The sequence below is a fragment of the Amycolatopsis sp. NPDC048633 genome (genome assembly GCF_040650695.1).
GTDB lineage: Bacteria > Actinomycetota > Actinomycetes > Mycobacteriales > Pseudonocardiaceae > Amycolatopsis.
Window position 1 is genome coordinate 75,722 of the sequence record NZ_JBEZHS010000012.1, and the last position, 20,744, is coordinate 96,465.

Annotated in this window: 25 protein-coding genes; 12 read left to right on the forward strand and 13 right to left on the reverse strand. The window is 71.9% G+C overall.

Annotated elements, in window-relative coordinates:
• The first annotated feature begins 320 nt into the window (after positions 1-320).
• The 7 genes from AB0C38_RS22450 (at position 321) to AB0C38_RS22480 (ending at position 6,251) form a co-directional block, all read left to right on the forward strand.
• Positions 321-1,142 (forward strand): ABC transporter ATP-binding protein, encoded by an 822-nt coding sequence (locus AB0C38_RS22450; protein ID WP_360676394.1) that lies wholly within the window; start codon positions 321-323, stop codon positions 1,140-1,142.
• Between the two features lie 55 nt (positions 1,143-1,197).
• Positions 1,198-1,977, forward strand: a complete 780-nt coding sequence (locus AB0C38_RS22455; protein WP_360676397.1) for an enoyl-CoA hydratase-related protein — start codon at positions 1,198-1,200, stop codon at positions 1,975-1,977.
• Positions 1,978-1,981: 4 nt separating this feature from the next.
• A complete protein-coding gene (locus AB0C38_RS22460; RefSeq protein ID WP_360676400.1) occupies positions 1,982-2,947 on the forward strand; it encodes a class I SAM-dependent methyltransferase in 966 nt (321 codons plus the stop codon).
• Positions 2,948-4,111: a class I SAM-dependent methyltransferase gene (locus tag AB0C38_RS22465; protein WP_360676403.1), complete on the forward strand. Its 1,164-nt coding sequence runs from the start codon at positions 2,948-2,950 to the stop codon at positions 4,109-4,111.
• Between the two features lie 85 nt (positions 4,112-4,196).
• Positions 4,197-4,961 carry an HAD family acid phosphatase gene (locus AB0C38_RS22470; RefSeq protein ID WP_360676406.1) on the forward strand — a complete coding sequence of 255 codons (765 nt, stop codon included), beginning with the start codon at positions 4,197-4,199 and terminating at the stop codon, positions 4,959-4,961.
• Positions 4,962-5,023: 62 nt separating this feature from the next.
• Positions 5,024-5,404: a DUF427 domain-containing protein gene (locus tag AB0C38_RS22475; protein WP_360676409.1), complete on the forward strand. Its 381-nt coding sequence runs from the start codon at positions 5,024-5,026 to the stop codon at positions 5,402-5,404.
• A 16-nt stretch (positions 5,405-5,420) separates the two neighbouring features.
• Entirely contained in the window at positions 5,421-6,251 is an 831-nt protein-coding gene (locus AB0C38_RS22480) for a LysR family transcriptional regulator (protein WP_360676777.1), read from the forward strand.
• On the opposite strand, the gene AB0C38_RS22485 is transcribed toward AB0C38_RS22480, so the two are convergent.
• Together AB0C38_RS22485 and AB0C38_RS22490 are read right to left on the reverse strand one after the other, a co-directional pair.
• The gene (locus AB0C38_RS22485; protein WP_360676412.1) at positions 6,241-6,624 is read right to left on the reverse strand and encodes a class I SAM-dependent methyltransferase; all 384 of its coding nucleotides are present in this window, start codon (positions 6,622-6,624) and stop codon (positions 6,241-6,243) included. The two genes, AB0C38_RS22480 and AB0C38_RS22485, sit on opposite strands and share 11 nt — an antisense overlap.
• Positions 6,625-6,720: 96 nt before the next feature.
• Entirely contained in the window at positions 6,721-7,686 is a 966-nt protein-coding gene (locus AB0C38_RS22490) for a chitinase (protein ID WP_360676415.1), read from the reverse strand.
• 157 nt (positions 7,687-7,843) lie between these two features.
• Between AB0C38_RS22490 and AB0C38_RS22495 the strand changes: the two genes are divergently transcribed.
• Entirely contained in the window at positions 7,844-8,362 is a 519-nt protein-coding gene (locus AB0C38_RS22495; RefSeq protein ID WP_360676418.1) for a GNAT family N-acetyltransferase, read from the forward strand.
• A 235-nt stretch (positions 8,363-8,597) separates the two neighbouring features.
• Here AB0C38_RS22495 and AB0C38_RS22500 read toward each other — a convergent pair whose 3' ends face one another.
• The 6 genes from AB0C38_RS22500 to AB0C38_RS22525 form a co-directional block, all read right to left on the reverse strand.
• On the reverse strand, positions 8,598-10,070 hold the full coding sequence (locus tag AB0C38_RS22500) for an FAD-dependent monooxygenase (RefSeq protein ID WP_360676421.1): 1,473 nt from the start codon (positions 10,068-10,070) through the stop codon (positions 8,598-8,600).
• Positions 10,071-10,080: 10 nt separating this feature from the next.
• Positions 10,081-10,656: a PadR family transcriptional regulator gene (locus AB0C38_RS22505; protein WP_360676424.1), complete on the reverse strand. Its 576-nt coding sequence runs from the start codon at positions 10,654-10,656 to the stop codon at positions 10,081-10,083.
• Positions 10,657-10,743: 87 nt separating this feature from the next.
• Positions 10,744-11,514 carry a maleylpyruvate isomerase family mycothiol-dependent enzyme gene (locus AB0C38_RS22510; RefSeq protein ID WP_360676427.1) on the reverse strand — a complete coding sequence of 257 codons (771 nt, stop codon included), beginning with the start codon at positions 11,512-11,514 and terminating at the stop codon, positions 10,744-10,746.
• A 42-nt stretch (positions 11,515-11,556) separates the two neighbouring features.
• Complete coding sequence (locus AB0C38_RS22515; protein ID WP_360676430.1) at positions 11,557-12,774, reverse strand: sigma-70 family RNA polymerase sigma factor; 1,218 nt, start codon at positions 12,772-12,774, stop codon at positions 11,557-11,559.
• On the reverse strand, positions 12,774-13,169 hold the full coding sequence (locus AB0C38_RS22520; protein WP_360676433.1) for a YciI family protein: 396 nt from the start codon (positions 13,167-13,169) through the stop codon (positions 12,774-12,776). The genes AB0C38_RS22515 and AB0C38_RS22520 overlap by 1 nt, the downstream gene beginning before the upstream one ends.
• Positions 13,170-13,235: 66 nt before the next feature.
• Positions 13,236-13,631: an MmcQ/YjbR family DNA-binding protein gene (locus tag AB0C38_RS22525; protein WP_360676436.1), complete on the reverse strand. Its 396-nt coding sequence runs from the start codon at positions 13,629-13,631 to the stop codon at positions 13,236-13,238.
• A 21-nt stretch (positions 13,632-13,652) separates the two neighbouring features.
• Between AB0C38_RS22525 and AB0C38_RS22530 the strand changes: the two genes are divergently transcribed.
• Entirely contained in the window at positions 13,653-14,804 is a 1,152-nt protein-coding gene (locus AB0C38_RS22530) for an MFS transporter (protein ID WP_360676439.1), read from the forward strand.
• Here AB0C38_RS22530 and AB0C38_RS22535 read toward each other — a convergent pair.
• Entirely contained in the window at positions 14,794-15,585 is a 792-nt protein-coding gene (locus AB0C38_RS22535) for a helix-turn-helix transcriptional regulator (protein WP_360676442.1), read from the reverse strand. The two genes, AB0C38_RS22530 and AB0C38_RS22535, sit on opposite strands and share 11 nt — an antisense overlap.
• Before the next feature lie 78 nt (positions 15,586-15,663).
• Between AB0C38_RS22535 and AB0C38_RS22540 the strand changes: the two genes are divergently transcribed.
• Positions 15,664-16,512 (forward strand): NAD(P)H-binding protein, encoded by an 849-nt coding sequence (locus AB0C38_RS22540; protein ID WP_360676445.1) that lies wholly within the window; start codon positions 15,664-15,666, stop codon positions 16,510-16,512.
• A 1-nt stretch (position 16,513) separates the two neighbouring features.
• On the opposite strand, the gene AB0C38_RS22545 is transcribed toward AB0C38_RS22540, so the two are convergent.
• Positions 16,514-17,143 (reverse strand): winged helix-turn-helix transcriptional regulator, encoded by a 630-nt coding sequence (locus tag AB0C38_RS22545; RefSeq protein ID WP_360676448.1) that lies wholly within the window; start codon positions 17,141-17,143, stop codon positions 16,514-16,516.
• Positions 17,144-17,203: 60 nt separating this feature from the next.
• Here AB0C38_RS22545 and AB0C38_RS22550 point away from each other — a divergent pair, with 60 nt between their 5' ends.
• Positions 17,204-17,572 carry a VOC family protein gene (locus AB0C38_RS22550; RefSeq protein ID WP_360676451.1) on the forward strand — a complete coding sequence of 123 codons (369 nt, stop codon included), beginning with the start codon at positions 17,204-17,206 and terminating at the stop codon, positions 17,570-17,572.
• 77 nt (positions 17,573-17,649) lie between these two features.
• On the opposite strand, the gene AB0C38_RS22555 is transcribed toward AB0C38_RS22550, so the two are convergent.
• Entirely contained in the window at positions 17,650-18,108 is a 459-nt protein-coding gene (locus AB0C38_RS22555; RefSeq protein ID WP_360676454.1) for a hypothetical protein, read from the reverse strand.
• A gap of 69 nt (positions 18,109-18,177) precedes the next feature.
• Between AB0C38_RS22555 and AB0C38_RS22560 the strand changes: the two genes are divergently transcribed.
• Entirely contained in the window at positions 18,178-18,999 is an 822-nt protein-coding gene (locus AB0C38_RS22560) for a hydrolase (RefSeq protein ID WP_360676457.1), read from the forward strand.
• A gap of 140 nt (positions 19,000-19,139) precedes the next feature.
• Here the strand turns inward: AB0C38_RS22560 and AB0C38_RS22565 are convergent, their stop codons facing one another.
• A complete protein-coding gene (locus tag AB0C38_RS22565) occupies positions 19,140-20,285 on the reverse strand; it encodes a DUF6596 domain-containing protein (RefSeq protein WP_360676460.1) in 1,146 nt (381 codons plus the stop codon).
• A gap of 3 nt (positions 20,286-20,288) precedes the next feature.
• A complete protein-coding gene (locus AB0C38_RS22570) occupies positions 20,289-20,738 on the reverse strand; it encodes a VOC family protein (RefSeq protein ID WP_360676464.1) in 450 nt (149 codons plus the stop codon).
• Positions 20,739-20,744: the final 6 nt, after the last annotated feature.

Sequence of the window (20,744 nt, forward strand, 5' to 3'; positions counted from 1 at the left end):
TGCTCCTCGGACGCGAAGTGATGGGGACACGGGACCAGCGCGGCACCGCACCCGTCACGAGGACGCGTGGGATCAGCGGAGCCGCGCCCGCGTACACCCGGCCGAAGCGACGAGGAGCAGGTCGATCGCACGACGGCGCCAGAACGAGCCCCGGGTGACCGGGGTGGCGTGCACGTCGGCTGACATGCCGGTGATCCTGCCACAACCGAGTGGCGCACGGCACTTCCGGCGTGCGCCGTTCCACGTCGTGGACACGCTCCGACCAGCCGGATCGCCGTCTCACCCGGGCGGGTGCGCACGCGCGCGCGACGGCAGACAGAATGGGGTTCGTGAGCGAGCCGATCCAGCCCAGCGAACTTGACGACCTCGTGGTCCGGATGGCCGGTGTCGGCGTCCGCCGGGGGACCAACGACCTCCTCGCCGGTCTCGACTGGAGCGTCGAACTGGACGAACGCTGGGTGGTGCTCGGCCCGAACGGCGCGGGCAAGACCACCCTGCTGCGCCTCGCCGCGGCCGAGCTGCACCCGACCACGGGCGAGGTCGACCTGCTCGGCGAGCGGATCGGCCGGGTCAACATCTTCGACCTGCGCCCGCGCATCGGCTTCACCTCGGCGGCGATCGCCCAGCGCGTGCCGGGCGACGAGCTCGTCAAGGACGTCGTGGTCAGCGCCGGGTACGCGGTGCTCGGCCGCTGGCGTGAGGAATACGACACCCTCGACACCGCCCGCGCGACCGAGCTGCTCGACGCGATGGGCATCGGCAACCTCGCCGAGCGCACCTTCGGCACGCTGTCCGAAGGGGAGCGCAAGCGCGCGCTGATCGCCCGCTCGCTGATGACCGACCCGGAGATGCTGCTGCTCGACGAGCCGGCGGCCGGGTTGGATTTGGGCGGCCGCGAAGACCTCGTGGCGCGGCTCTCGGCGCTGGCCCTCGACCCGGACGCGCCGGCGCTCGTGCTGGTCACCCACCACGTCGAGGAGATCCCGCCCGGGTTCACCCACGCACTGCTTCTCCGTGACGGCCACGCCGTCGTCTCCGGGCTGGTCGACGACGTCATCACCAGCGAAAACCTGTCGAAGACGTTCGACCAGGACCTCGTGCTCGAGCGTTCCGGCGATCGCTTCTTCGCCCGCCGTCGCTAAGCTGGCGCTTACCGGCCGGTAGCCTGCTGGCAGTCCGTCAATGAGGAGGAGTGGCGTGGGAGAGTTCGTAACCCTCGAGGTCAAGGACGGGGTCGGCACGATCCGGCTCGACCGGCCGCCGGTCAACGCCCTGAACGCCCAGGTCACCGCCGAGCTCGCGGAGCTGGCGAAGGAGGTCTCCGAGCGCGACGACGTCCGCGCGGTGATCCTCTACGGCGGCGAGAAGACCTTCGCCGGCGGCGCGGACATCAAGGAGATGGCCACCCGCACCTACCCGGAGATCGCCAAGTTCGGCGCCCGCCTCACCGGCACCCTCGCCGCGATCGCGGAGATCCCGAAGCCGGTCGTCGCGGCCATCACCGGCTACGCCCTCGGCGGCGGCCTCGAGCTGGCGCTGACCGCGGACCGCCGGGTCGCCGGCGACAACGTCAAGGTCGGCCAGCCCGAGATCCAGCTCGGCGTCATCCCCGGCGCGGGCGGCACCCAGCGCCTGGCCCGGCTGATCGGCCCGAGCAAGACCAAGGACATCGTCTACACGGGACGGTTCGTCAAGGCCGAAGAAGCACTGCGCCTCGGGATCGTCGACGAGGTCGTCGCGCCCGACGACGTCTACGCGGCCGCGCACAAGTGGGCGTCCCAGTTCGCGAACGGCCCCGCCGTCGCGCTGCGCGCGGCGAAGGCGGCCATCGACGGCGGTCTCGACACGGACCTGGCGAACGGGCTCAAGCTCGAGTCGCACCTGTTCGCCGCCCTCTGGGCGACCGAAGACCAGCAGAACGGCATGAAGTCGTTCATCGAAAACGGGCCCGGCAAGGCCACTTTCGAAGGGAAATGACGCCTTGACCGACGTGAACGACCCGGCGCCGAACCCGCACGCCACCGCCGAAGAGGTCAAGGCCGCCTGGGCCGACCCCAAGCTGGCGAACGTGCTGTACCACGACTGGGAAGCCGGCACCTACGACGAGAAGTGGTCGATCTCGTACGACGAGCGCTGCATCTCCTACGCCACCGACGTGTTCAACGCCGTCGCGGGCGATGACGGCCAGCCGTACCAGCACGCGATGGAGCTGGGCAGCGGCACCGGGTTCTTCCTGCTGAACCTCATGCAGGGCGGCGTCGCCAAGAAGGGCTCGGTCACCGACCTCTCGCCCGGCATGGTGCAGGTCGCGCTGCGCAACGCCGAGAAGCTCGGCCTCGACGTCGACGGCCGGGTCGCCGACGCCGAGCGCATCCCGTACGAGGACAACACGTTCGACCTCGTCGTCGGGCACGCCGTGCTGCACCACATCCCGGACGTCCAGGCGGCGTTCCGCGAGGTGCTGCGCGTGCTCAAGCCGGGCGGCCGGTTCGTCTTCGCCGGCGAGCCGACGAAGATCGGCGACTTCTACGCCCGCAAGCTCGGCCAGTTCACCTGGTTCCTGACGACCCGGGTGACGAAGCTGCCCGCGCTGAGCGGCTGGCGCCGTCCGCAGGAGGAGCTCGACGAGTCGTCGCGCGCCGCCGCGCTGGAAGCCGTCGTCGACATCCACACCTTCGACCCGTCGGAGCTGGAGTCGTGGGCCCGCGGGGCCGGCGCCCAGGACGTCCACGCGGTCACCGAGGAGTTCGCCGCGGCGCTCGCGGGCTGGCCGATCCGGACGTTCGAGGCCGCGGTGCCGCAGGAGAAGCTGACCGTCCGGTGGCGGCTGTTCGCCTACAAGCTGTGGCTGCGGCTGTCCGCTGTGGACAAGAAGCTGCTGGCGAGGGTGCTGCCGCGCGAGCTGTTCTACAACGTGATGATCACCGGGACCAAGCGGCCGTCCTGAGTGGGCTATTCCTTCACCCTCGGCGACGTCGCCCACCTGCGCTCCGGCGCGGGTGAGGCGGCGCTCGCCGAGGTCTCGGCCCTGCCGCTGACCGACCGGATCGCCGACGTCGCCCGCGTGCGCCGGATCGCCGGCGAGGAGTACGCGGCCGCGGTGCTGGAAACCGTGCTGCTGCGCCGGAAGGCCGTGTCCAAAGTGGATTCGGCGGGCTGGCTGTTCACCTCGGACGCGCTCCAGCAGGCGAGCGCGTCCCCCGTCGCCCGGCATCGCGCTTCGCGGCTGGCGGGCCTCGACGTCCACGACGTCACGTGTTCCGTGGGCGCCGATCTGGTCGAGATCGCCCGGGTGGCGCGGCGCGCGCTCGGGTCCGATCTGGACCCGGTGCGACTGGAGATGGCCCGGCACAACGGAACCACCGCGGGTGTCGCGTTCGGACTCGCCCGCGCCGACGCGCTGCACCCGGTGAGCCGCTCGGGCGTCGTCGTCGCCGACCCCGCTCGCCGCGACTCCGCCGGACGCCGGGCCTGGAAACCCGCGGACTTCGCCCCGCCGCTGGACGGGCTGGTCGACGCCTACCCGGGGCGCGCGCTGTCCGTGAAGTGCGCGCCCGGGCTCGACTTCGCGATCACGCCGTGGGCCGACGAGGTCGAGCTGGTGTCCCTCGACGGCCAGGTCCGCGAATCCTGCCTCTGGCGCGGCCTCGGCACCGGCGTCACCCGGCGGGCCACCGTGCTGCGCTCGGACGGGACACAGTGGACGGTCACCGACGCCGAACCGGACGAACTGCCCACACGGGAGCCGGGGGAGTGGATCGTCGACCCGGACGGCGCCGTCGTCCGCGCCGGGCTGGTCCGGCACTACGCGGCGCGGCACGGGTTGTGGCAGCTGGACGAACGCATCGCGTACCTGACCGGTGACACCCCGCCGCCGGGCGTGCGGGCCTTCCGCGTCCTGGAGTACGGGCCGTACACCGAGAAGGCGTTGAAGGCCGTCCTCAAGCGACACGCCGTCGGACGGCTGGAAATCCTGATCCGCGGCCTCGACGTCGACCCGGACGCGTTGCGCCGCAGGCTGAAACCACGCGGCGAGGCGGAAGTTTCGGTGGTTCTGACGCGGATCGGCCGCGCGCCGGTGGCGTTCTTGTGCCGGGCCGAACGGGTCTAGGTGAACAGGAACCAACGGAGGGTGGAACTCCGGGTGAACGTGACGTAGGTTCCCTCCGTCGTCAAGTCTTCACTGGAGGGTCGCCGTGTCCGGAAAATGGTCAGGTCTCGTCAAGCTCGCCGCCGCCGCGGCCATCGGCGCCACCGTCGCCTCGGGGGCCACCGCGCTGGCCGGCTCGGACGAAGCCACCGCCGCCCGCTCGAAGGAACCGGCCAACATCGGCCAGGTCAAGAACGACGTCAAGGCGTACTACGGCGACTACCTCGACGCCGCGGGCAAGCACCACTACTCCGACACGAGCAAGTTCGTGAAGGACACCAAGAACGTCGTCGCCGACGCGAAGCGCTACCTGCAGCAGCAGCTCGGCAAGGTCAAGAACCCGGCGATCGTGCTGGACGTCGACGACACCTCCGAGGTCACCTACGGCTGGGAAGCCGACAACGACTTCGGCTTCGACCCGGTCAAGCAGCAGCAGGCCATCGACAACGGCACTTTCGTCGCGAACAAGCCGGTGCTGGAGCTGACCAACTGGGCCGCGCAGCACGGTGTGAAGGTGTACTTCCTGACCGGCCGCAACGAGCTGCAGGGCCCGCAGTCGCTGAAGAACCTCGCCAACGAGGGTTTCCCGGCCCCGGCCGGCGCGTTCTTCAAGCCGAAGGTGACCGCGCCGGACTACCTGCCGTGCGGGCTGACCTGCACCACCGTCCAGTACAAGTCGGGCACGCGGGCGCACATCGAGGCGACCGGCGCGAAGATCGTGCTGAACGTCGGTGACCAGTTCAGCGACCTCGAGGGTGGCTACGGGCTGCGTCCGGTGAAGCTGCCGAACCCGATGTACTACCTGCCCTGACCCGGAATAACGGCCGGGTCCCGGGTGCTGCTCCCACTACACGACTTTTTCGAGGAGCTGACATGCCGGAGAAGAAGGTGCTGGTCCCGGGCCCGGACCACCCGATCACCGTCGAGCCGACCAAGGCCCGCGTGGTGGTCAAGGCGGGCGGGCGCGTGGTGGCCGACAGCCGCAACGCGCTGACCCTGCAGGAGTCGAACTACCCGGCGGCGCAGTACATTCCGCGGGCGGACGTCGACTTCGGCGTGCTGGAGCGGACCGACCACGAGACGTACTGCCCGTACAAGGGCGACAGCAGCTACTACAGCCTGAACGTCGGTGACGTGCAGGCGGAAAACGCGATCTGGACGTACGAGAAGCCGTACGACGCGGTCGCGGCGATCAAGGACCACGTCGCGTTCTACCCGAATGTCGTGGACTCGATCGAGCTGATCGAGGACTGAGCTGGACCTCGACCTGCTGCGGACGTTCCTCGCGGTCCACCGCGCGGGCTCGCTGACCGGTGCGGCGCCGTCGCTGGGCTTGTCCCAGCCGACGGTGACCGCGCAGGTCAGAGCCCTGGAGGAGCAGCTCGGGCGGCAGCTGTTCGTCCGGCGTGCCCGCGGCGTCACCCCCACCCCGGCGGCCGACGAGCTGGCTGCCCGGGTCGCCCCGCACGTCGACGCGCTTTCTTCCTTGACCGTCGGCGAGGCCGACCCCTTCGCCGCGCCGGTGCACCTGGCCGGACCGGCGGAGCTGACCACCGCGCGCGTGCTGCCCGCGTTGGCCGGCCTGGTCGCTTCCGGGCTGAAGCTGCGGGTCACGTTCGGCCTGGCCGACGACCTGCTGGCGGGCCTTTCGCAGCGCCGGTCCGACCTGGTCGTGTCCACGATCCGGCCGCGCGGCCGCGGTCTCACGGCGACACCGCTGACCGACGAGGAGTTCGTCCTGGTCGGCCCGCGCGGCTTCGACGGCGACCCGCGGACGGCACCGCTGGTGGCGTACGCCGAGGACCTGCCGATCATCCGCCGCTACTGGCGTTCGGTGCTGGGTGTCCGGCCGCCCGCCGGGCCATCCGTCGTCGTCCCGGACCTGCGCGGCGTCCTGACGTGCGTGCTGGCCGGCTTCGGCGTCAGCGTGCTCCCGCGGTACCTGTGCGCGGCCGAGCTGGCTTCGGGTGACCTGGTGGCGCTGCTGGACCCGGTCGAGCCGCCGATCAACACGCTCTTCGTGGTCACTCGTGCGGAACCCTGCCGGGCGGGGCCCGCGGCGGTGCGGGACGCGCTGATCGCGGACGCCGTCAGCTGGTGACGCGCAGCACGCGGGTCAGCATCGGAAGCGTGAACTCGCCGTCGGCGGTTTCCGGGGTGCGCGCGAGGTAAGCGCGGATTCGTTCGAGCGTGACGGTGCGTTCCTGTTCCGGCATGACCAGCATCCCCGCCCTGGTCGCGAGGAGCGCCACCACGGCGTCGACGGAGGCGTCGGGCAGCGGGATCGCCTCGGCCCGCCCCGGCAGCGCCCGGACGTCGGGCAGTTCTCCGCGCAGCTCGGCCAGCATCGCCGGATCGGGCTCCACCGCGGTGACGTCGGCGCCGACCGCGACCAGCGTGGCGGTGAGCTTTCCGGTCCCGGCGCCGAGATCGAGCACCCGCACCCCGGCGGCGGGTTCGAGCGCCCACCGCACGGCGGCCTCGGCGTACGCGGCCGCGGCGGCACCGAACGAGGAGGCGTGACCATCCTGCCCGCCGGGCGGAGTCCGTGGACCCCGCCCGGCGCCGGATCAGCCCGTGTAGCCGGCGAAGATCTTCGCGAACTCGTACTTCGCCTGCGGCACGTTGGTGCACTTGTAGAGCGCGCCGGTGCACGCGTTGGCGTCACGCCCGGCCTCCCAGAACGAGAGCATGCCCAGGTGGACGGTCTTCGCGAACGCCACCAGCGCCTTCGCGTCCTTCTGGTAGAAGATCTCGTTCTGCGAGTCGTTGACGCCGATCATCGGGGTCACGCCGACCTTCTTCCACGCCGCCGCGTCGCTCAGCCCGTAGAGCGACTTGAGCTGCGCCTGCGTCGCCTTGGCTGCGGAAATCGCTTTCGCGCCCTGGTCACCGGCACCCTGGTAGTAGTCCATCGCCATGATGTTGACGAGGTCGAGGGTGACGCTGGCGTCCTTGGCCGCCTTGACGACGTTGAGCCCGTTCGCGTCGAGGCCGGTCGGCAGCGCAGGCAGGGTCAGCGAGATCTTCAGCCCCGGGTTGTTGTTCTGGAGCGTCTTCAGGGCTTGAGAGCGGCGGGCGATCGACGTCGGATCCGCGACGGCCGCGCCCTCGATGTCGAAGTCGGCGTACTTCAGGCCGTACGCCTTGACGACGGCGTCGTACTCGGCCGCCACCTGGGCGGACGTGCTGCAGGCCTGGGCCAGCTCGATGCCGGACGCGCCGCCGAAGGAGATCTTGACGTCGCCGCCGGCGTTGCGGATCTTGGTGATTTCGTCCTTCTGCCAGGCGGTGCGCGGGTCGTAGGCGCCGAACCAGCTGGCCTTGCAGCCGTAGGAGTTGACGAAGGCGAGCGTGAATCCTTTGACGCCGCTCGCGGCGGACATCGCGGACAAACTGGGCGTGGGCCAGGCCCCCATGTCGACGTAGGGCCCGACGGGGATCGGTGACCCGGCGGCGGCCTCGGCGGGAGCGCCGAGCCCGGTGCTCACGAGCGCTAAGCCGGCCAGCCCGGCCAGCAGGGAACGGAGACGCATGGTGGAACCTCCACGACGACGAGCGCGGCGGCGGGGACTACCGGACCTAATTGGTATAGACCATTAATGTGGTCCGGACCATAGGCCGAACGGGCTACCTCTTCGTGACCGGCGGTAATCGATGGCGGAAAACCGGCGCGCGCCTAAACTGTCGGTGGTGCTGATCACCACGGAACGGCTCACGCTCCACCAGTGGGCCGAGGAGTACTTCGACGACTTGTTCGCGCTGGCCCAGATTCCGGACACGGTCCGGTTCGTGGGCACGGGCGAGCCGTGGACCCACGAGTACACGCTCGCCAAGCACCAGGCGACGCTCGCGCACTGGGCGTCGCACGGTTTCGGCTGGTTCGCGGTGTCCGCGGCGCCGGGTTCGTTCGACGGAGTGGTATCGCTGGTCAGCCGCAGCCCCCAGGAGTCCGGCTTGGGGTTGCCGGCGGTGGAGATGGGCTGGTGGGTCGCCCCATCGGGCTGGGGCCGGGGCTACGCAACGGAGGCGACGACGGCGGTCCGCGACCACGTCTTCTCGGCCGGCTTCGCGGAGCGTCTGCTGGCGGTGTACGAGCCGGTGAACAAGGCCTCGGCGCGAGTGGTGGAGAAGCTCGGCTTCACCCCGCACAGCCGTTTCACGCTCGACGGACGGGTCGAGCAGCGGGCGGTCCTGGACCGCCCGCGCTGACCTTTCCCCAGCCCGGCCCCGATGTGGACAACTCGGGTGCTCGCCGAGCGATCCCGCGGTTCGGACCTACCTGGCCGATAGACTGGAGCCGGGGACGCCCCCCAAGGGAAGGGCGGGGGTGCTGCTGCGGTTCGGACGCCGTGAATGACTCTTTCACCTCGTCCGACGAGGTGAAAGAGTCATTCACAACAACACAATCGTGCGACCACGGCCCTCGGGTCAGCATCGCTGGCCGTCAAGCCGGCCGCGCGGACCCAACGTTTCCCTGCAGAGAAAGGGCAGAAGCCGCGTCGCCGATCCAGCGGTGCACCGCCTCCGCCAGCCCTTCGTCGCCCGAGCCGGACGTACCGACCCAAGCCACGTGCCCATCCGGCCGCAACAACACCGCGTCGATGTCCGAAGCGGACGGACTCGACGCGGCAACCACCTCAACCGCCGGCGACCAGGCAGCAAAGGATCCCGCCAGATCCACCAGCACCGGACGTCCGGAATGCAGCAGCGCGGCCAAATGCGTCTCGCGACCATCGACCACGAGCGGCACGTCCGGCGCCAGTCGCCCCAGCCACGGGTGCCCTCCCGGCGAGTAACACGCGTCCAGCCCCGTGATGATCTCCGCCAGCGCCCGGTTCCCCGCCGGATGCGCCGCGACCCGCCGCATCAGGTCGGCGAGCGGCTCGTCGGGGGCCTCGCCCAGTGCCACCTGCGCCTGCGTGTTCGCCAGAATCCGCGAGCCCGCCTCGTGCCGCTCGGTGTGGTACGTGTCCAGTAGCCCCTCCGGCGCGGTCCCGAGCACCGTCGCCGCGAGCTTCCAGCCGAGGTTGAACGCGTCGTCGAGCGCCACGTTCACCCCGATCGCCCCCGCCGGCGGGTGGATGTGCGCCGCGTCGCCCGCCAGGAGCACCCGGCCTTCGCGATAGTGCGTGGCCAAGCGCGCCGCGTCGCCGAAGCGGGTCAGCCAGCGGGGTTCGCGCAGCTCGACGTGCCGGCCGAGCACCGCGTCCACCTGGGCCTGGAGCCGTTCGAGCGTCACGGGCGCGTACTTGTCGGCCGGCGGGTCGTCCTCGCGCACCACGATCCGGACGTAGCCCGGCCGCGGGATGACGAACACCGTGCGGCCGTCCGGCCCGGCCGAAACCCCGTACGGCAGCTCGCATTCGACGTCGCCGAGCAGCGCGTACCAGCGCGCGTCGACGCCCGGGAAGCCGATCCCGGCCTGCTTGCGCACCGTGCTGCGCCCACCGTCGCACCCCACCAGGAAACGGGCGGAGATCGTGCGGCCGAATTGTCCGTTGTGGACGACTGAGGAAACGCTTTCCGGGGACTGCGTGAAGGACCGCAGCTCGTGCCCCCGCAGGATTTCGACGCCGAGGTCGGCGGCCCACCCTTCCAGGACCTCTTCGACGCGGGTCTGCGGAATCCCCAGCGAGAACGGGTGGCCGGTCGCCGCGTCGGTGAGTGACAGCGGGCCGGGCAGGCCGGTCACCGGGGCGTGCGGCACCTGGTGGCCTTCGGCGACCAGGCCCTCGGCCAGCCCACGGCGGGCCAGCAGGTCCAGCGAACGCGAGTTGAGGTTGAAACCGCGGCAGTACGGCGGCCGCGAAGGATGGCGTTCGACGATCGTGGCGCGGACGCCGGCCAGCGCGAGCTCCGCGGCGACGAGCAGGCCGGCCGGACCGGCGCCGGCGACGAGGACATCGGTTTCGAGCACGAGTTTCCCCTCAGAAGTGGTCGGGCCAGGGCAGCGAGCCGGCGCGGATTTCGGCGGCGGTGGCGCGGGCCCAGTCGAGCTCCGCCTGCCACGCGTGGCGGACGAACTCGACCTCGATCATGAACAGCCGCGGCGCCCCCTTGCCGACGGTTTCGTCGAGCGCGGTGTTCGCGCCGTCGATGCGGGCGGCCAGGTGACGGGCGCGTTCCTCCAGCGCGTCGGCCGCGCGCTCCGGGCCGAGCGCGCCGAGGTAGCTCACCGCCGCGACGAACTTCGGGTACTCCGCGACCGGCTCGCGGACCAGTTCGTCGAGCCACGCGATGAACTCCTGGCGGCCGAGTTCGGTGTGCGCGTAGACCGTCCGCTCCGGCCGATTGCCCTCCCGGACCGTCTCGACCGGCTCGATCCACCGGTGCTTCGCCAGCGACTCCACGGTGTCGTAGAGCGAGCCGGGGTTGATCTTGAAGCTGCTGTCCTTGAAGCGCTCGCGCAGCGTGGACGCCATTTCGTACGGGTGCATCGGGCGTTCCAGCAGCAGGCCGAGCAGGGCCAGCGCGAGGGTGTTGCGGATCTTGCGTGGCGGCACTAGTCGCTCCCTATCAGTCGGAACCGACTATATGACAGCCGTCAAGGCAGGCCGCCGTCACCGGTGTGCGACGGGCGGCAGCGCGCCTCAGAACTTCGTGTTCTCCCGCCAATGCCGGAACAGGCCCGCGTCGCCCGAAATCGTCAGCCGCGGGTCGTCGGTGGGGATGCGCCCGTTCAGCGCGAGGAGCAGGTCGACGGCGCGGCCCTCGACGACGACGTCCGCGTCTCCCTGCGACTGACTCACCTCGACGGCCGACGGCGTCCGGCGGGCCAGCCAGGCCAGCTCCGGCGCGGTGGACCGGAACAGCAGGGTTTCGCCGTCACCCCGCAGCGACGTCCGGTCCAGCGCCGGATGCTCGAGCCGCGAAAAGACGGCCACCAGGTCGAGGCCCTCGGCGATCCCGTCCGCGGCCAGATCACCGTCGACGTCGTACGGCGCGCCGGTCGCGAACGCGGCGTCCGCGCGGTGGACGACGGTCTCGTGGGTGAGCCGGCGCGTCCAGAACCCGGCGCGGCGATCGGGGGTCCAGGTCGACGTCGGCGTTTCGGGACCGACGTCGGCCACGGCCTCGACGAGCCGTTCCGCGCCGTCGACCAGCCAGTCGCCGAGAGCGTCGAAGCCGGGCGGGTCGTCGACGGTGACCGCGTCGAACGGCACGTACCCGGTGGGCCGGCTCGCGATGATGGCGGCGGACTTGTGGTAGGCCAGCCCGACGTGGCGGGTCAGGTCCTGCAGCGTCCATTCGGGACACGTCGGGACGCGCGCGTCCGGCGCGGCGCCTTCGATCGCCATCCCGAACTCCTCCGCCTCGGCGACGAGCGCCTCGGCCAGCCGATCATGGCTCAAGGATTTCACCCCGCCAAGATAGTCCGGACGGAGGCGGCCGTGGGGTTGTTTTCAGCTGCTCTGGAAGGAGCTCGACGACCGGAGCCGAGCGGCCCGCGTCAGGAGATACCGTTGTTCCGGGGTGTTCGTGGTCCGCGCGGCCGCGGCGTCGTAGTGCCGGACGGCGCCGGCGACGTCCCCGGCCAGCTCCAGCAGGTGCGCGCGGACGGCGTCGAGCCGGTGCCCGCCCAGCTCGAGGGTCTCCAGCAGCGCCAGCCCGGCGGCGGGCCCGTGCACCATCGCCGTCGCGATCGCGCGGTTGAGCGTCACCACCGGGTTGTCCGTCAGCCGCTCCAGCCGCCGGTAGGTCCGCAGGATGCGGTCCCAGTCGGTGTCTTCGACGCGCGGTGCGATGTCGTGCGCGGCGGCGATCGCGGCCTGCAGCCGGTACTCGCCCGCGTCGCCGAGCGCGAGCGCCTCGGTGACCAGCGCGACGCCCTCCCGGATCTGGCCGCGGTGCCACTTCGCCCGGTCCTGCTCGGTCAGCGGCACCAGCTCGCCCGACGGCCCGGTCCGCGCCGGGCGCCGCGCGTCGGTGAGCAGCATCAGCGCCAGCAGCCCGGTGACCTCGCCGTCGGCCGGCAGCGTCCCGTGCAGCAGCCGGGTCAGCCGGATCGCCTCGCCGGACAGCTCGGTCCGGTGCAGGCTGCCGCCCGCGCTGCTCGTGTAGCCCTCGTTGAACACCAGGTAGAGCACGTGCAGCACGGACCGCAGACGGGCCTCGCGGTCTTCGGGCGCGGGCAGCCGGAACGGCACGTCCGACGCCTTGATCCGCGCCTTGGCCCGGCTGATCCGCTGCGCCATCGTCGCTTCCGGGACCAGGAACGCCCCGGCGATCTCGGCCGTGGTCAGGCCACCGACCGCGCGCAGCGTCAGCGCGATCGCCGACGCGGGCGTGAGCGCCGGGTGGCAGCAGAGGAACAGCAGCGTCAGCGTGTCGTCGGTTTCCGGGACATGCGGCGGCGGTGGTTCGAGCGCCGCCGCGTCTTCCCGGCGACGACGGGCCTGGTCGCTGCGGAGCTGGTCGGTCAGCCGGTTGACGGCCGCCTGGAGCAGCCACCCGCGCGGGTTGTCCGGCAATCCGCCGGACGGCCAGTGCCGCGCGGCCGCGAGCAGCGCCTCCTGCACGGCGTCCTCCGCGGCGTCGAAGTCGCGGAACCGTCGCGCGACGACGCCGAGGACCTGCGGCGCGAGCGTGCGCAGCAGGTCCTCGACCCGGTCGCCGGCCATCAGGCGGGCGCGCTCATCACCTGGCGCACCTCGATCGGCTGCCGGATCGGCACCCCGGCCGGCCCGGGCGCGGCTGAGGCCTTCGCCGCGATCTCCAGCGCGCGCTCCTCGCTCTCGACGTCGACGAGCCAGTAGCCGGCCAGCAGCTCCTTGCCCTCCGGGTACGGCCCGTCGGTGACCACGGGGCTGGTCCGGCCGTCGGAGACCACCGTCTTCGCCAGGTCGGGCCCGGCCAGGCCCTGCGCGTCGACGAGCTCGCCCTTGTCCCGCAGCTCGGCGTCGAGCGCGTGCTGGAAGTCGATGTGCGCGCGGATGTCCTCCGGCGGCCATTCGCCCATCGGGAGATCGCACGCGGTGTCCCCGCTGTAGCTCATCAGCAGCATGTACTTCGCCATGATCGGCTCCTTTCCGCGCCCCGGTGAGCGCGTTCACGGGAAAGGACGGAGTCCGGTCCGCGTTCTCTACATGGTTGGTCGATTTTCGAGCCACGTCTTCGCCAGCCGCTTCGGCGCCCGGCACAACCACGCCTCGACCAGCACTTCTTCCAGCGTCGGCCGGTCGATCCGGTCGAGCTCGACGAGGATCGCGGGGAAGCCGCGGAAGTGCGGGGTCGTGAAGAAGACGGCCGGGTCGTCGGCGACCAGCGCGTCCTTGACGCCGACGTCCGGCACGTAGGCGCAGAGCACCGGCCCGGCGGGCGCCCGCGCGCCGAGCGCCTCGACGTCGCCCTTGCGCAGCGGGCGCTCCCAGGCGAAGCCCTTCTTGCCGACCTGCCAGGCCAGATGCCCGCGCGAGCTGTCCTCGATCACTTCAGGCAGCCCGCGCGCGATCCGGCCGGCGTCGTCCCAGCTGGCCACGAGATCAGGATAATCGCCGAAGTGACCGGAGAACTGAAACGCGCTCGACTGGGAGTCTCCGTCGTCTTCGCCGTGTGCGGCGCGGCGTTCGCGACCTGGCTGGCGCGGGTGCCGGCGGTGCAGGAGCAGCTGGGGCTGACCACTGGCCAGCTGGCGACCGGGCTCTTCGGCCTCGCCCTGGGATCGGTCGTCGCCCTGGTGGGCGCGGGGGCGCTGCTCACCCGGATCGGCAGCCGCGCGGCGGTCGTGCTCGGCGCGGTCGTGCTGTGCGGCGGGCTGCCGCTGGTGGCGTTCGCGTGGTCCGCGCCGGTGTTCGTCGCGGCGCTCGTCGTGCTCGGGGTGGGCAACAGCCTGCTCGACGTCGCGATGAACGCGCACGCGGCCCGCGTCGAGGAGGGCTACGGCCGACCGATCTTCGCCGGCTTCCACGCGTTCTGGAACATCGGCGGCCTCGCGGGCTCCGGCGTCGACGCGCTGATGGAGGCCCTGCACGTCCCGGTTTCGGTGCACTTCCCGATCGCGGGCGCGGTGCTGCTCGCGCTGGCGCTGTGGGCCAAGACGCGCTTCCTCACGGGCGCCGACCGCGGCCAGGGCGACGCGGCGTTCGCGTGGCCGAGCCGGGCGCTGCTGCCGCTGGGCGTGATCGCGTTCTGCGGGTTCGTCGCCGAAGGCGCGGTCAACAGCTGGAGCGCGGTGTACCTCGCGGACGTCACCGGCGCGACGCCCGCGCTCGCGTCACTGGGCTACTTCGCGTTCTCCGGGACGATGATCGCGGTCCGCCTGGTCGCCGACCGGCTCGTGGCGCGCACGGGCGCGGTGCGGTTCGTCCGCGTGGCGACCGCGCTCGCGGTGCTGGGTTTCGCCGTGGTCCTTTTCGCGCCATGGCCGGTCGCGGTGGTGTTCGGCTTCGCGGTGGTCGGCCTCGGCGTGGCCGGGATCGTGCCGATCGCGTGGAGCGCGGCGAGCCGCAAGCAGGCGGACGCGCCAGGCCGCGCGGTGGCCGCCGTCGCCGCGTGCGGGTACCTGGGTTTCCTGGTGGAGCCGGTGCTGGTGGGCGCGCTGGCGACGCGGATCGGGCTGCACTGGGCGTTGTCGTCGGCGGTCGTGGTGACGTTCGCGATCGTGTTCCTGGCGCCGTCGCTGCGGGTCCGCGAGGAGGCGCTCACGCGGTGAGTCGTTTCAGCCCTTCGGCGGACGGCGTGCCCGGCGCCGCCGTGTAGACGACGACCCGGTACTCGTGGCCCGGGACGGCGAGGATCTCGCAGTCGAGCTCCAGCGGGCCCGCGACCGGGTGGACGGTCCGCTTGGTCAGCGTCCGCTGCACCACGACCTCCCGCTCGGCCCACAGCCGGGCGAATTCGGGGCTGTCCTCGAGAAGCTCGTCCACGAGCGACCGGACCGCGGGATCGGCCGGGTACCGCCCGCTCGCCCGCAGGTCCGCGACGCACAGCCGGGCCAGGTCCAGGCGGTTGCCGGTGACCGTGTCGCCGGTGTCGAACAGCCGTCGCAGCCGGTTTCGTCGCCGCGGCGACCACGCGGCCGGGTCGCCGATCAGCGCGACCAGCATCCGGTTCCACGCCACCAGTTCGTAGCTCGCGTCGATCACCATGGCCGGCACGTCGCCGAGGCGGTCGAGCAGCCGCAGGACGTTCCCGGGCACCGGCCGCGGCGACGGCGTGAGAGCCGGCCGCGCCAGCCGCCGCAGGTACGCGTGTTCGTCGCCCGTCAGCCGCAGCGCGCGGCCGAGCGCGGTGAGGACCTGGTCCGACGGCTGCGGTCCACGGCCCTGCTCGAGCCGCACGTAGTAGTCGACGGAGATCCCGGCCAGCAGCGCGACTTCGGTGCGCCGCAACCCCGGCGTCTGCCGCCGCCCGCCGGGAGCGAGACCGACGTCGGCGGGTTTCAGTCGGTCCCGCCGGCTGCGCAGGAACCCGCTCAGCTCCACCCTGTCCACGCTTCCATCATCACCCCGCACCGGGGTGGTACCGCCAGTGCCTACCCCGTTCCGGCCACCGGGGACGAGCCTTCGGGCATGACGATTCTGGTGACCGGCGCCCGCGGGAACGTCGCCCGCGCGCTGGTGGGACGACTGCTCGAAGACGGACACGAGGTGCGCGCGGCCGGGCGCGACCCGGGCCGGGCCCGGCTGCCCGGCGGGGTCGAGGTGGTCGCGGCCGATCTGGGCCGGCCCGAGAGCTGGGACGTGGCCTTGGACGGCGTGACGAAGGCGTTCCTCTACGCGGGCACGGCCGGGCTCGGCGGGTTCCTCGCCCGGGCAAGCGGACTGACCCAGGTCGTGCTGCTGTCCGCGCTGGGCGCGGATCCCGCGTCGGAGGACGCCATCACCCGCGCCCACGGCGAAGCCGAGCAAGCCGTGCGCGCTGCGGGGATCCCGTGGACGTTCCTGCGGCCCGGCGGCTTCGCGGCCAACCGGCTGCTGTGGGCGGACTCGATCCGCGCCGGCGTCGTGCGCGACCCGTTCCCGGACTCGCACTCGGCTCTGGTCCACGAAGCGGACATCGCCGCTGTCGCCGCGTGTGCGCTGACGTCGTCGGGGCACCTCGGTGCGGTGTACTCGCTGACCGGGCCCGAATCGCTCACGGTTCGGCGCCAGGCCTTGTTGGTCGGTCAGGCTGCCGGGCGTTCGGTCCGCGTCGAGACCCAGGACCTCGACGACTACCGCCGCGAGCTCACCGCGGCGTTCGAGGCTCGCGGGCTCGGCCGCGTCGGTTCGGCGGAGGTGGTCGAAGCCCGGATCCGGCGGCTGGCCGCCCTGGTGGACCGGCCGCAGGCGACGACGGAGACGGTCCTTGCGGTCACCGGCCGTCCGGCGCGGAGCTTCGCGGACTGGGCCGACGACCATGCCGGGGACTTCGCGTGAGTCAGCCTTCGTGTTCGCGAAGCAGCCGGCGGACGGCTCTCAGATCACCTTCCGCCGCCACCCGGCTGTCTTCTGTCGCCTGGTCCAGGTCTTGGGGACGCTCGAGCAGGGCGTTCAACGTCGGCGGGTCGGTCCGGATCGTCGCGTCCGGCGCGGCTGGTTCGCCCGGCTCGACCGTCAGCCGGCCCGGCTCGGTGCGGACCGTCCACACGCGACTGTCCAGTTCGACGCGGTAGCAGGCCGTCGCGCGTGGGCGGGCGGAGCCGCGGAGGAAGAGCAACATCGACGTCGCGCCGAGCGTCGCGGGCCGGGGGAGCGGGACGCGGGCGGCCCACGCGCCCAGGGCCAGCACGATCGGCTCCAGCTCGCGACCCCACTCGGTCAGTTCGTAGACCGTGGACGCCGCCGGGGGCGGCAGCTTCCGGCGGGTCACCACGCCGTGGCCTTCGAGTTCGCGGAGCCGGTCGGTGACCAGGTTCGAGCTGGCGCCCGGCAGCGCGCGGCGGACGTCGGAGAAGCGTTGCGGCCCGAGCAGCAGCTCGCGCACGACGAGCAGTGCCCAGCGTTCCCCGACGACGTCCAGCGCGCGGGCGGTGGCGCAGGCGTCCCCGTAGCTCCGGCTTGTCGGCATGGTTCCAATTTACAACTCTAAGGTTGTTTTTAACAACTATGGCGGCGTACGGTGGCCGTCATGGGCAATCCGGTCGTGCACTTCGAGATCATCGGCACCGACCCCGCGGGGCTGCGCGGGTACTACGGCGAGCTCTTCGGCTGGGAGTTCGACACCTCGGGGCCGGTGTCGGACCAGGTGTCCGAAGCGGGCAACTACGGTTTCGTCGAAACGGAGACCATCCCGGGCGGCGTCGGCGGCGGGGCGGGACACGAGCGGCACGTGGTGTTCTACGTGGGTGTCCCGGACGTTGAAGCGGCGTTGGCGGAGGCCGAGCGCCTTGGCGGAACGCGCCGGATGGGCCCGGACCGCGCGAAGGGGCGCGACCTGGTGGTCGCCCACTTCACCGACCCCGAAGGCAACCTGATCGGTCTCGCCGGCCCGGCCTGACTAGTCGTCCGTCGTCGTGCCCTGGATGTCGGCGCGGCAGGCTTCGAGGAACCGGTCGCCGGTCTCGCTGATCCCGGTCAGCACGCGGTCCAGACTGGCCCGCCGCACCTTCGTTCCCCGGAGTCCAGTTCGGCGAGGACGTCGTTCACCCCGTTGCGGGCTACTTTCCACAGTTCCTTGCCGCGCCGGCGTGGTTCTCCGGTGCCGAACAGGGCCACCTGGTTGTGCGCCTTGCGCAGGTCGTTGCGCCGTTCCCGCCACCGGGCCTCGACCTCGTCGCGGTTCTCCGGCAGCTTGACGAACTCCGAGCGGATCAGCTGGAAGGCCTCTTCGCCGGCGTTCGACAGGCCCGCATAGGCCTTGACCCGTTCGTCACGCAGCCAGGTGGCGTGCTCGGCCGCGCGCTTGCGTTCCTCGGCACGCTGGGTTGCCTTCAGCTTCCGGCCCTCCACGAGCGTGGTGGTCAGCAGCGTGAGCAGCACGCCGCCGAGCGTCGCCCCCACGGTGATCAGCTGCGTGGTCGTCCCCGAGTCCATGGCGGGATTGTCCCAGGGCTCCCGGACCGGGGTTGACCTCGACCTTGCCTGAGCTTCAAGACTGACGTCATGACGATCTGGATCTGCGGAACCTGCGGGGTCGAACACCCCGACACCGACCGGCCCCCGGCCGGCACGTGTGCCATCTGCGCCGACGACCGCCAGTGGGTGCCCGCCTCCGGGCAGGCGTGGACGACCCTCGACAAGCTTTCGGCCGGCGGCCACGAAGTCGTGCACGAGGAACTGGAACCGGGGCTGCACCGGTTCAACCGCGAACCACCGTTCGGCATCGGCCAGTGGACGCACCTGGTCCGGACCGCCGAGGGCAACCTCCTGTGGGACCCGCCGAACCACCTCGACCCGGCGCTCGCCACCGAGATCGAGGAGCTCGGCGGCGCCGCGGTGATCGTGGCCAGCCACCCGCACATGTACGGCTCCCAGGTCAGCTGGAGCCATCGGCTCGGGCGCGTCCCCGTGCTGGTGCACGCCGCGGACCGGCAGTGGGTGCGGCGCGAGGACCCGGTGATCCGGGCGTGGTCCGGCACCGAGCGGGTCCTCCCGGGCGTGACGCTTGTTGAGGCGGGCGGGCACTTCCCGGGTGCGGCGGTGGCCCACGTCGAAACCGAGACCGGCGGTTTCTTGCTGGTCGGCGACACGATGGTGCCGGTGGCGGCGGCGGGCTGGGTGACCTTCATGCGCAGCTACCCCAACAAGATCCCGCTGTCGGCCGGCCTGGTCCGGCGCATCGTGGACCGCCTCGAGCCGTACGAGTTCGACCGCCTCTACGGCCTGTTGGGCGGCAAGATCCTGGGCGACGCCAAGGGCGCGGTCCGCCGCTCGGCCGAGCGCTACATCGGCTGGGTCAGCGGAGCGAACGACCACCTCGGCTGAGGGCGACGCGCCTCGGACCGGGCAGGGCCGCCGTTGCCCGGTTCAGGAGGGCCGGGTCTGGCCGGCGGCGACTGATCACGAGGCGGCCCGCGCGGCCACCCAGGCCGACGGCCGCCACTCTCCACAACGCGGGCATCCCCTCAACCACGCAGGCGGGTGTTGAGCCGCGCGGCCTGGCGAGTCAAATGACCGCGCTCCGCGAGGTTGGTCGCCTTCTCGGCCGCTTCGGCGTACAGCCGCGCCGCCGTCGCCAGGTCGCCGTCGCGTTCGTGGAGGTACGCCGCCACCGCCGCGTGGCGGGGCAGCGCGTCGTCCAGCTCCGCGAGGGCCGCCAGGCCCGCGCGCGGTCCGTCGGCCTCGCCCACCGCCACCGCGCGGTTGAGCCGGACCACCGGGCTGTCGGTCAGGCGGGCGAGCTCGTCGTACCACTCGACGATCTGCACCCAGTCGGTCTCCTCGGCGGCCGGCGCGTCGGCGTGCAGGGCCGCGATGGCCGCCTGGGCCTGGAACTCGCCCAGCCGGTCGCGGGCGAGGGCCTTCTGCAGGATCCCCACGCCCTCGGCAATCGCCGCGGTGTCCCATCGGCCGCGGTCCTGCTCGGCGAGCGGCACCAGGCTGCCGTCGGCCTCGGTCCGCCCGGCGCGGCGCGCGTGGTGGAGCAGCATGAGCGCCAGCAGCCCCGCGACCTCGGGGTGGTCGATCGCGGCCGCGAGCTGCCGGGTCAGCCGGATGGCCTCGGCGGCCAGGTCGACATCGCCCGAGTAGCCCTCGTTGAACACCAGGTAGAGGACGCGCAGCACGGTCGCGACGTCACCGGGCTGGTCGAACCGCACCTCTCCGACCGTGCGCTTGGCCCGGCTGATGCGCTGCGCCATGGTCGTTTCGGGGACCAGGTAGGCCTGCGCGATCTGACGGGTGGTCAGCCCGCCGACGGCACGCAGGGTGAGTGCGACCGCCGAAGACGGCGTCAGCGACGGGTGCGCGCACAGGAAGTAGAGCTGGAGCGTGTCGTCCGCGGTGGCCGCCGGGCCGGGCTCCGGCTCGACGTCGACGAGGTCCTCGCGCCGCCGCCGGGCGGTGTCCGACCGGGCGACGTCGAGGAACTTGCGCCAGGCGACCGTGACCAGCCAGCCCTTCGGGTCGCGCGGCGGCTCGGCCGGCCAGACGCGGAAAGCCTCGACCAGCGCGTCCTGCACGGCGTCCTCGGCCGACGCGAAGTCGGCTCCGCGCCGCACGAGGATCCCGAGCACGTGCGGCGTCAGGCTCCGCAGCAGGACCTCGTCCACAGTTCACCCGATCTTTTCGGCCAGCTCGACGATGATCCCCGCGGGACCGCGCAGGTAGCAGAGCCGGAAGCTGTTCTCGTACTGCGTGACTTCGCCGACGAGCTCGGCGCCGTGGTTCCGCAGGCGGGCGACGACGTCGTCGATGTCCGCCACCTCGAACAGGATGTGCCGGATGCCGGGCGTGTTCGCCGGCGCGGCCGGGTCGCCCGCCGGGCCCGCGGGCGTCTGGTACCGGATCAGCTCGAGGCATCCGTGGCCGTCCGGGGTCCGCATCATCGCGACGTCCGAGCGGACGCCGTCGAGCCCGTTGATGAGGTCGACGACGCGCTCCTCGACCGTCATCTCGCCTTCCAGCTCCAGCCCGAGCTCGGTGAAGAACGCTTTCGCGGCCGCGAGGTCGTCGACGACGATGCCGATGTGTTCGAGCCGGGCCAGCACGCGGTTGTCACTCATGATGAT

Excerpts from the sequence above, each read along its gene's own strand:
- AB0C38_RS22520 (WP_360676433.1), bottom strand. The coding sequence starts at position 13,169 with ATGGCGAAGTACATGCTGCTGATGAGCTACAGCGGGGACACCGCGTGC.
- AB0C38_RS22555 (WP_360676454.1), bottom strand. The coding sequence starts at position 18,108 with ATGGACTCGGGGACGACCACGCAGCTGATCACCGTGGGGGCGACGCTC.
- AB0C38_RS22490 (WP_360676415.1), bottom strand. The coding sequence starts at position 7,686 with ATGCGTCTCCGTTCCCTGCTGGCCGGGCTGGCCGGCTTAGCGCTCGTG.
- AB0C38_RS22475 (WP_360676409.1), top strand. The coding sequence starts at position 5,024 with ATGCCGGAGAAGAAGGTGCTGGTCCCGGGCCCGGACCACCCGATCACC.
- AB0C38_RS22515 (WP_360676430.1), bottom strand. The coding sequence starts at position 12,774 with ATGGCCGGCGACCGGGTCGAGGACCTGCTGCGCACGCTCGCGCCGCAG.
- AB0C38_RS22540 (WP_360676445.1), top strand. The coding sequence starts at position 15,664 with ATGACGATTCTGGTGACCGGCGCCCGCGGGAACGTCGCCCGCGCGCTG.
- AB0C38_RS22545 (WP_360676448.1), bottom strand. The coding sequence starts at position 17,143 with ATGCCGACAAGCCGGAGCTACGGGGACGCCTGCGCCACCGCCCGCGCG.
- AB0C38_RS22560 (WP_360676457.1), top strand. The coding sequence starts at position 18,178 with ATGACGATCTGGATCTGCGGAACCTGCGGGGTCGAACACCCCGACACC.
- AB0C38_RS22450 (WP_360676394.1), top strand. The coding sequence starts at position 321 with ATGGGGTTCGTGAGCGAGCCGATCCAGCCCAGCGAACTTGACGACCTC.
- AB0C38_RS22550 (WP_360676451.1), top strand. The coding sequence starts at position 17,204 with ATGGGCAATCCGGTCGTGCACTTCGAGATCATCGGCACCGACCCCGCG.
- AB0C38_RS22570 (WP_360676464.1), bottom strand. The coding sequence starts at position 20,738 with ATGAGTGACAACCGCGTGCTGGCCCGGCTCGAACACATCGGCATCGTC.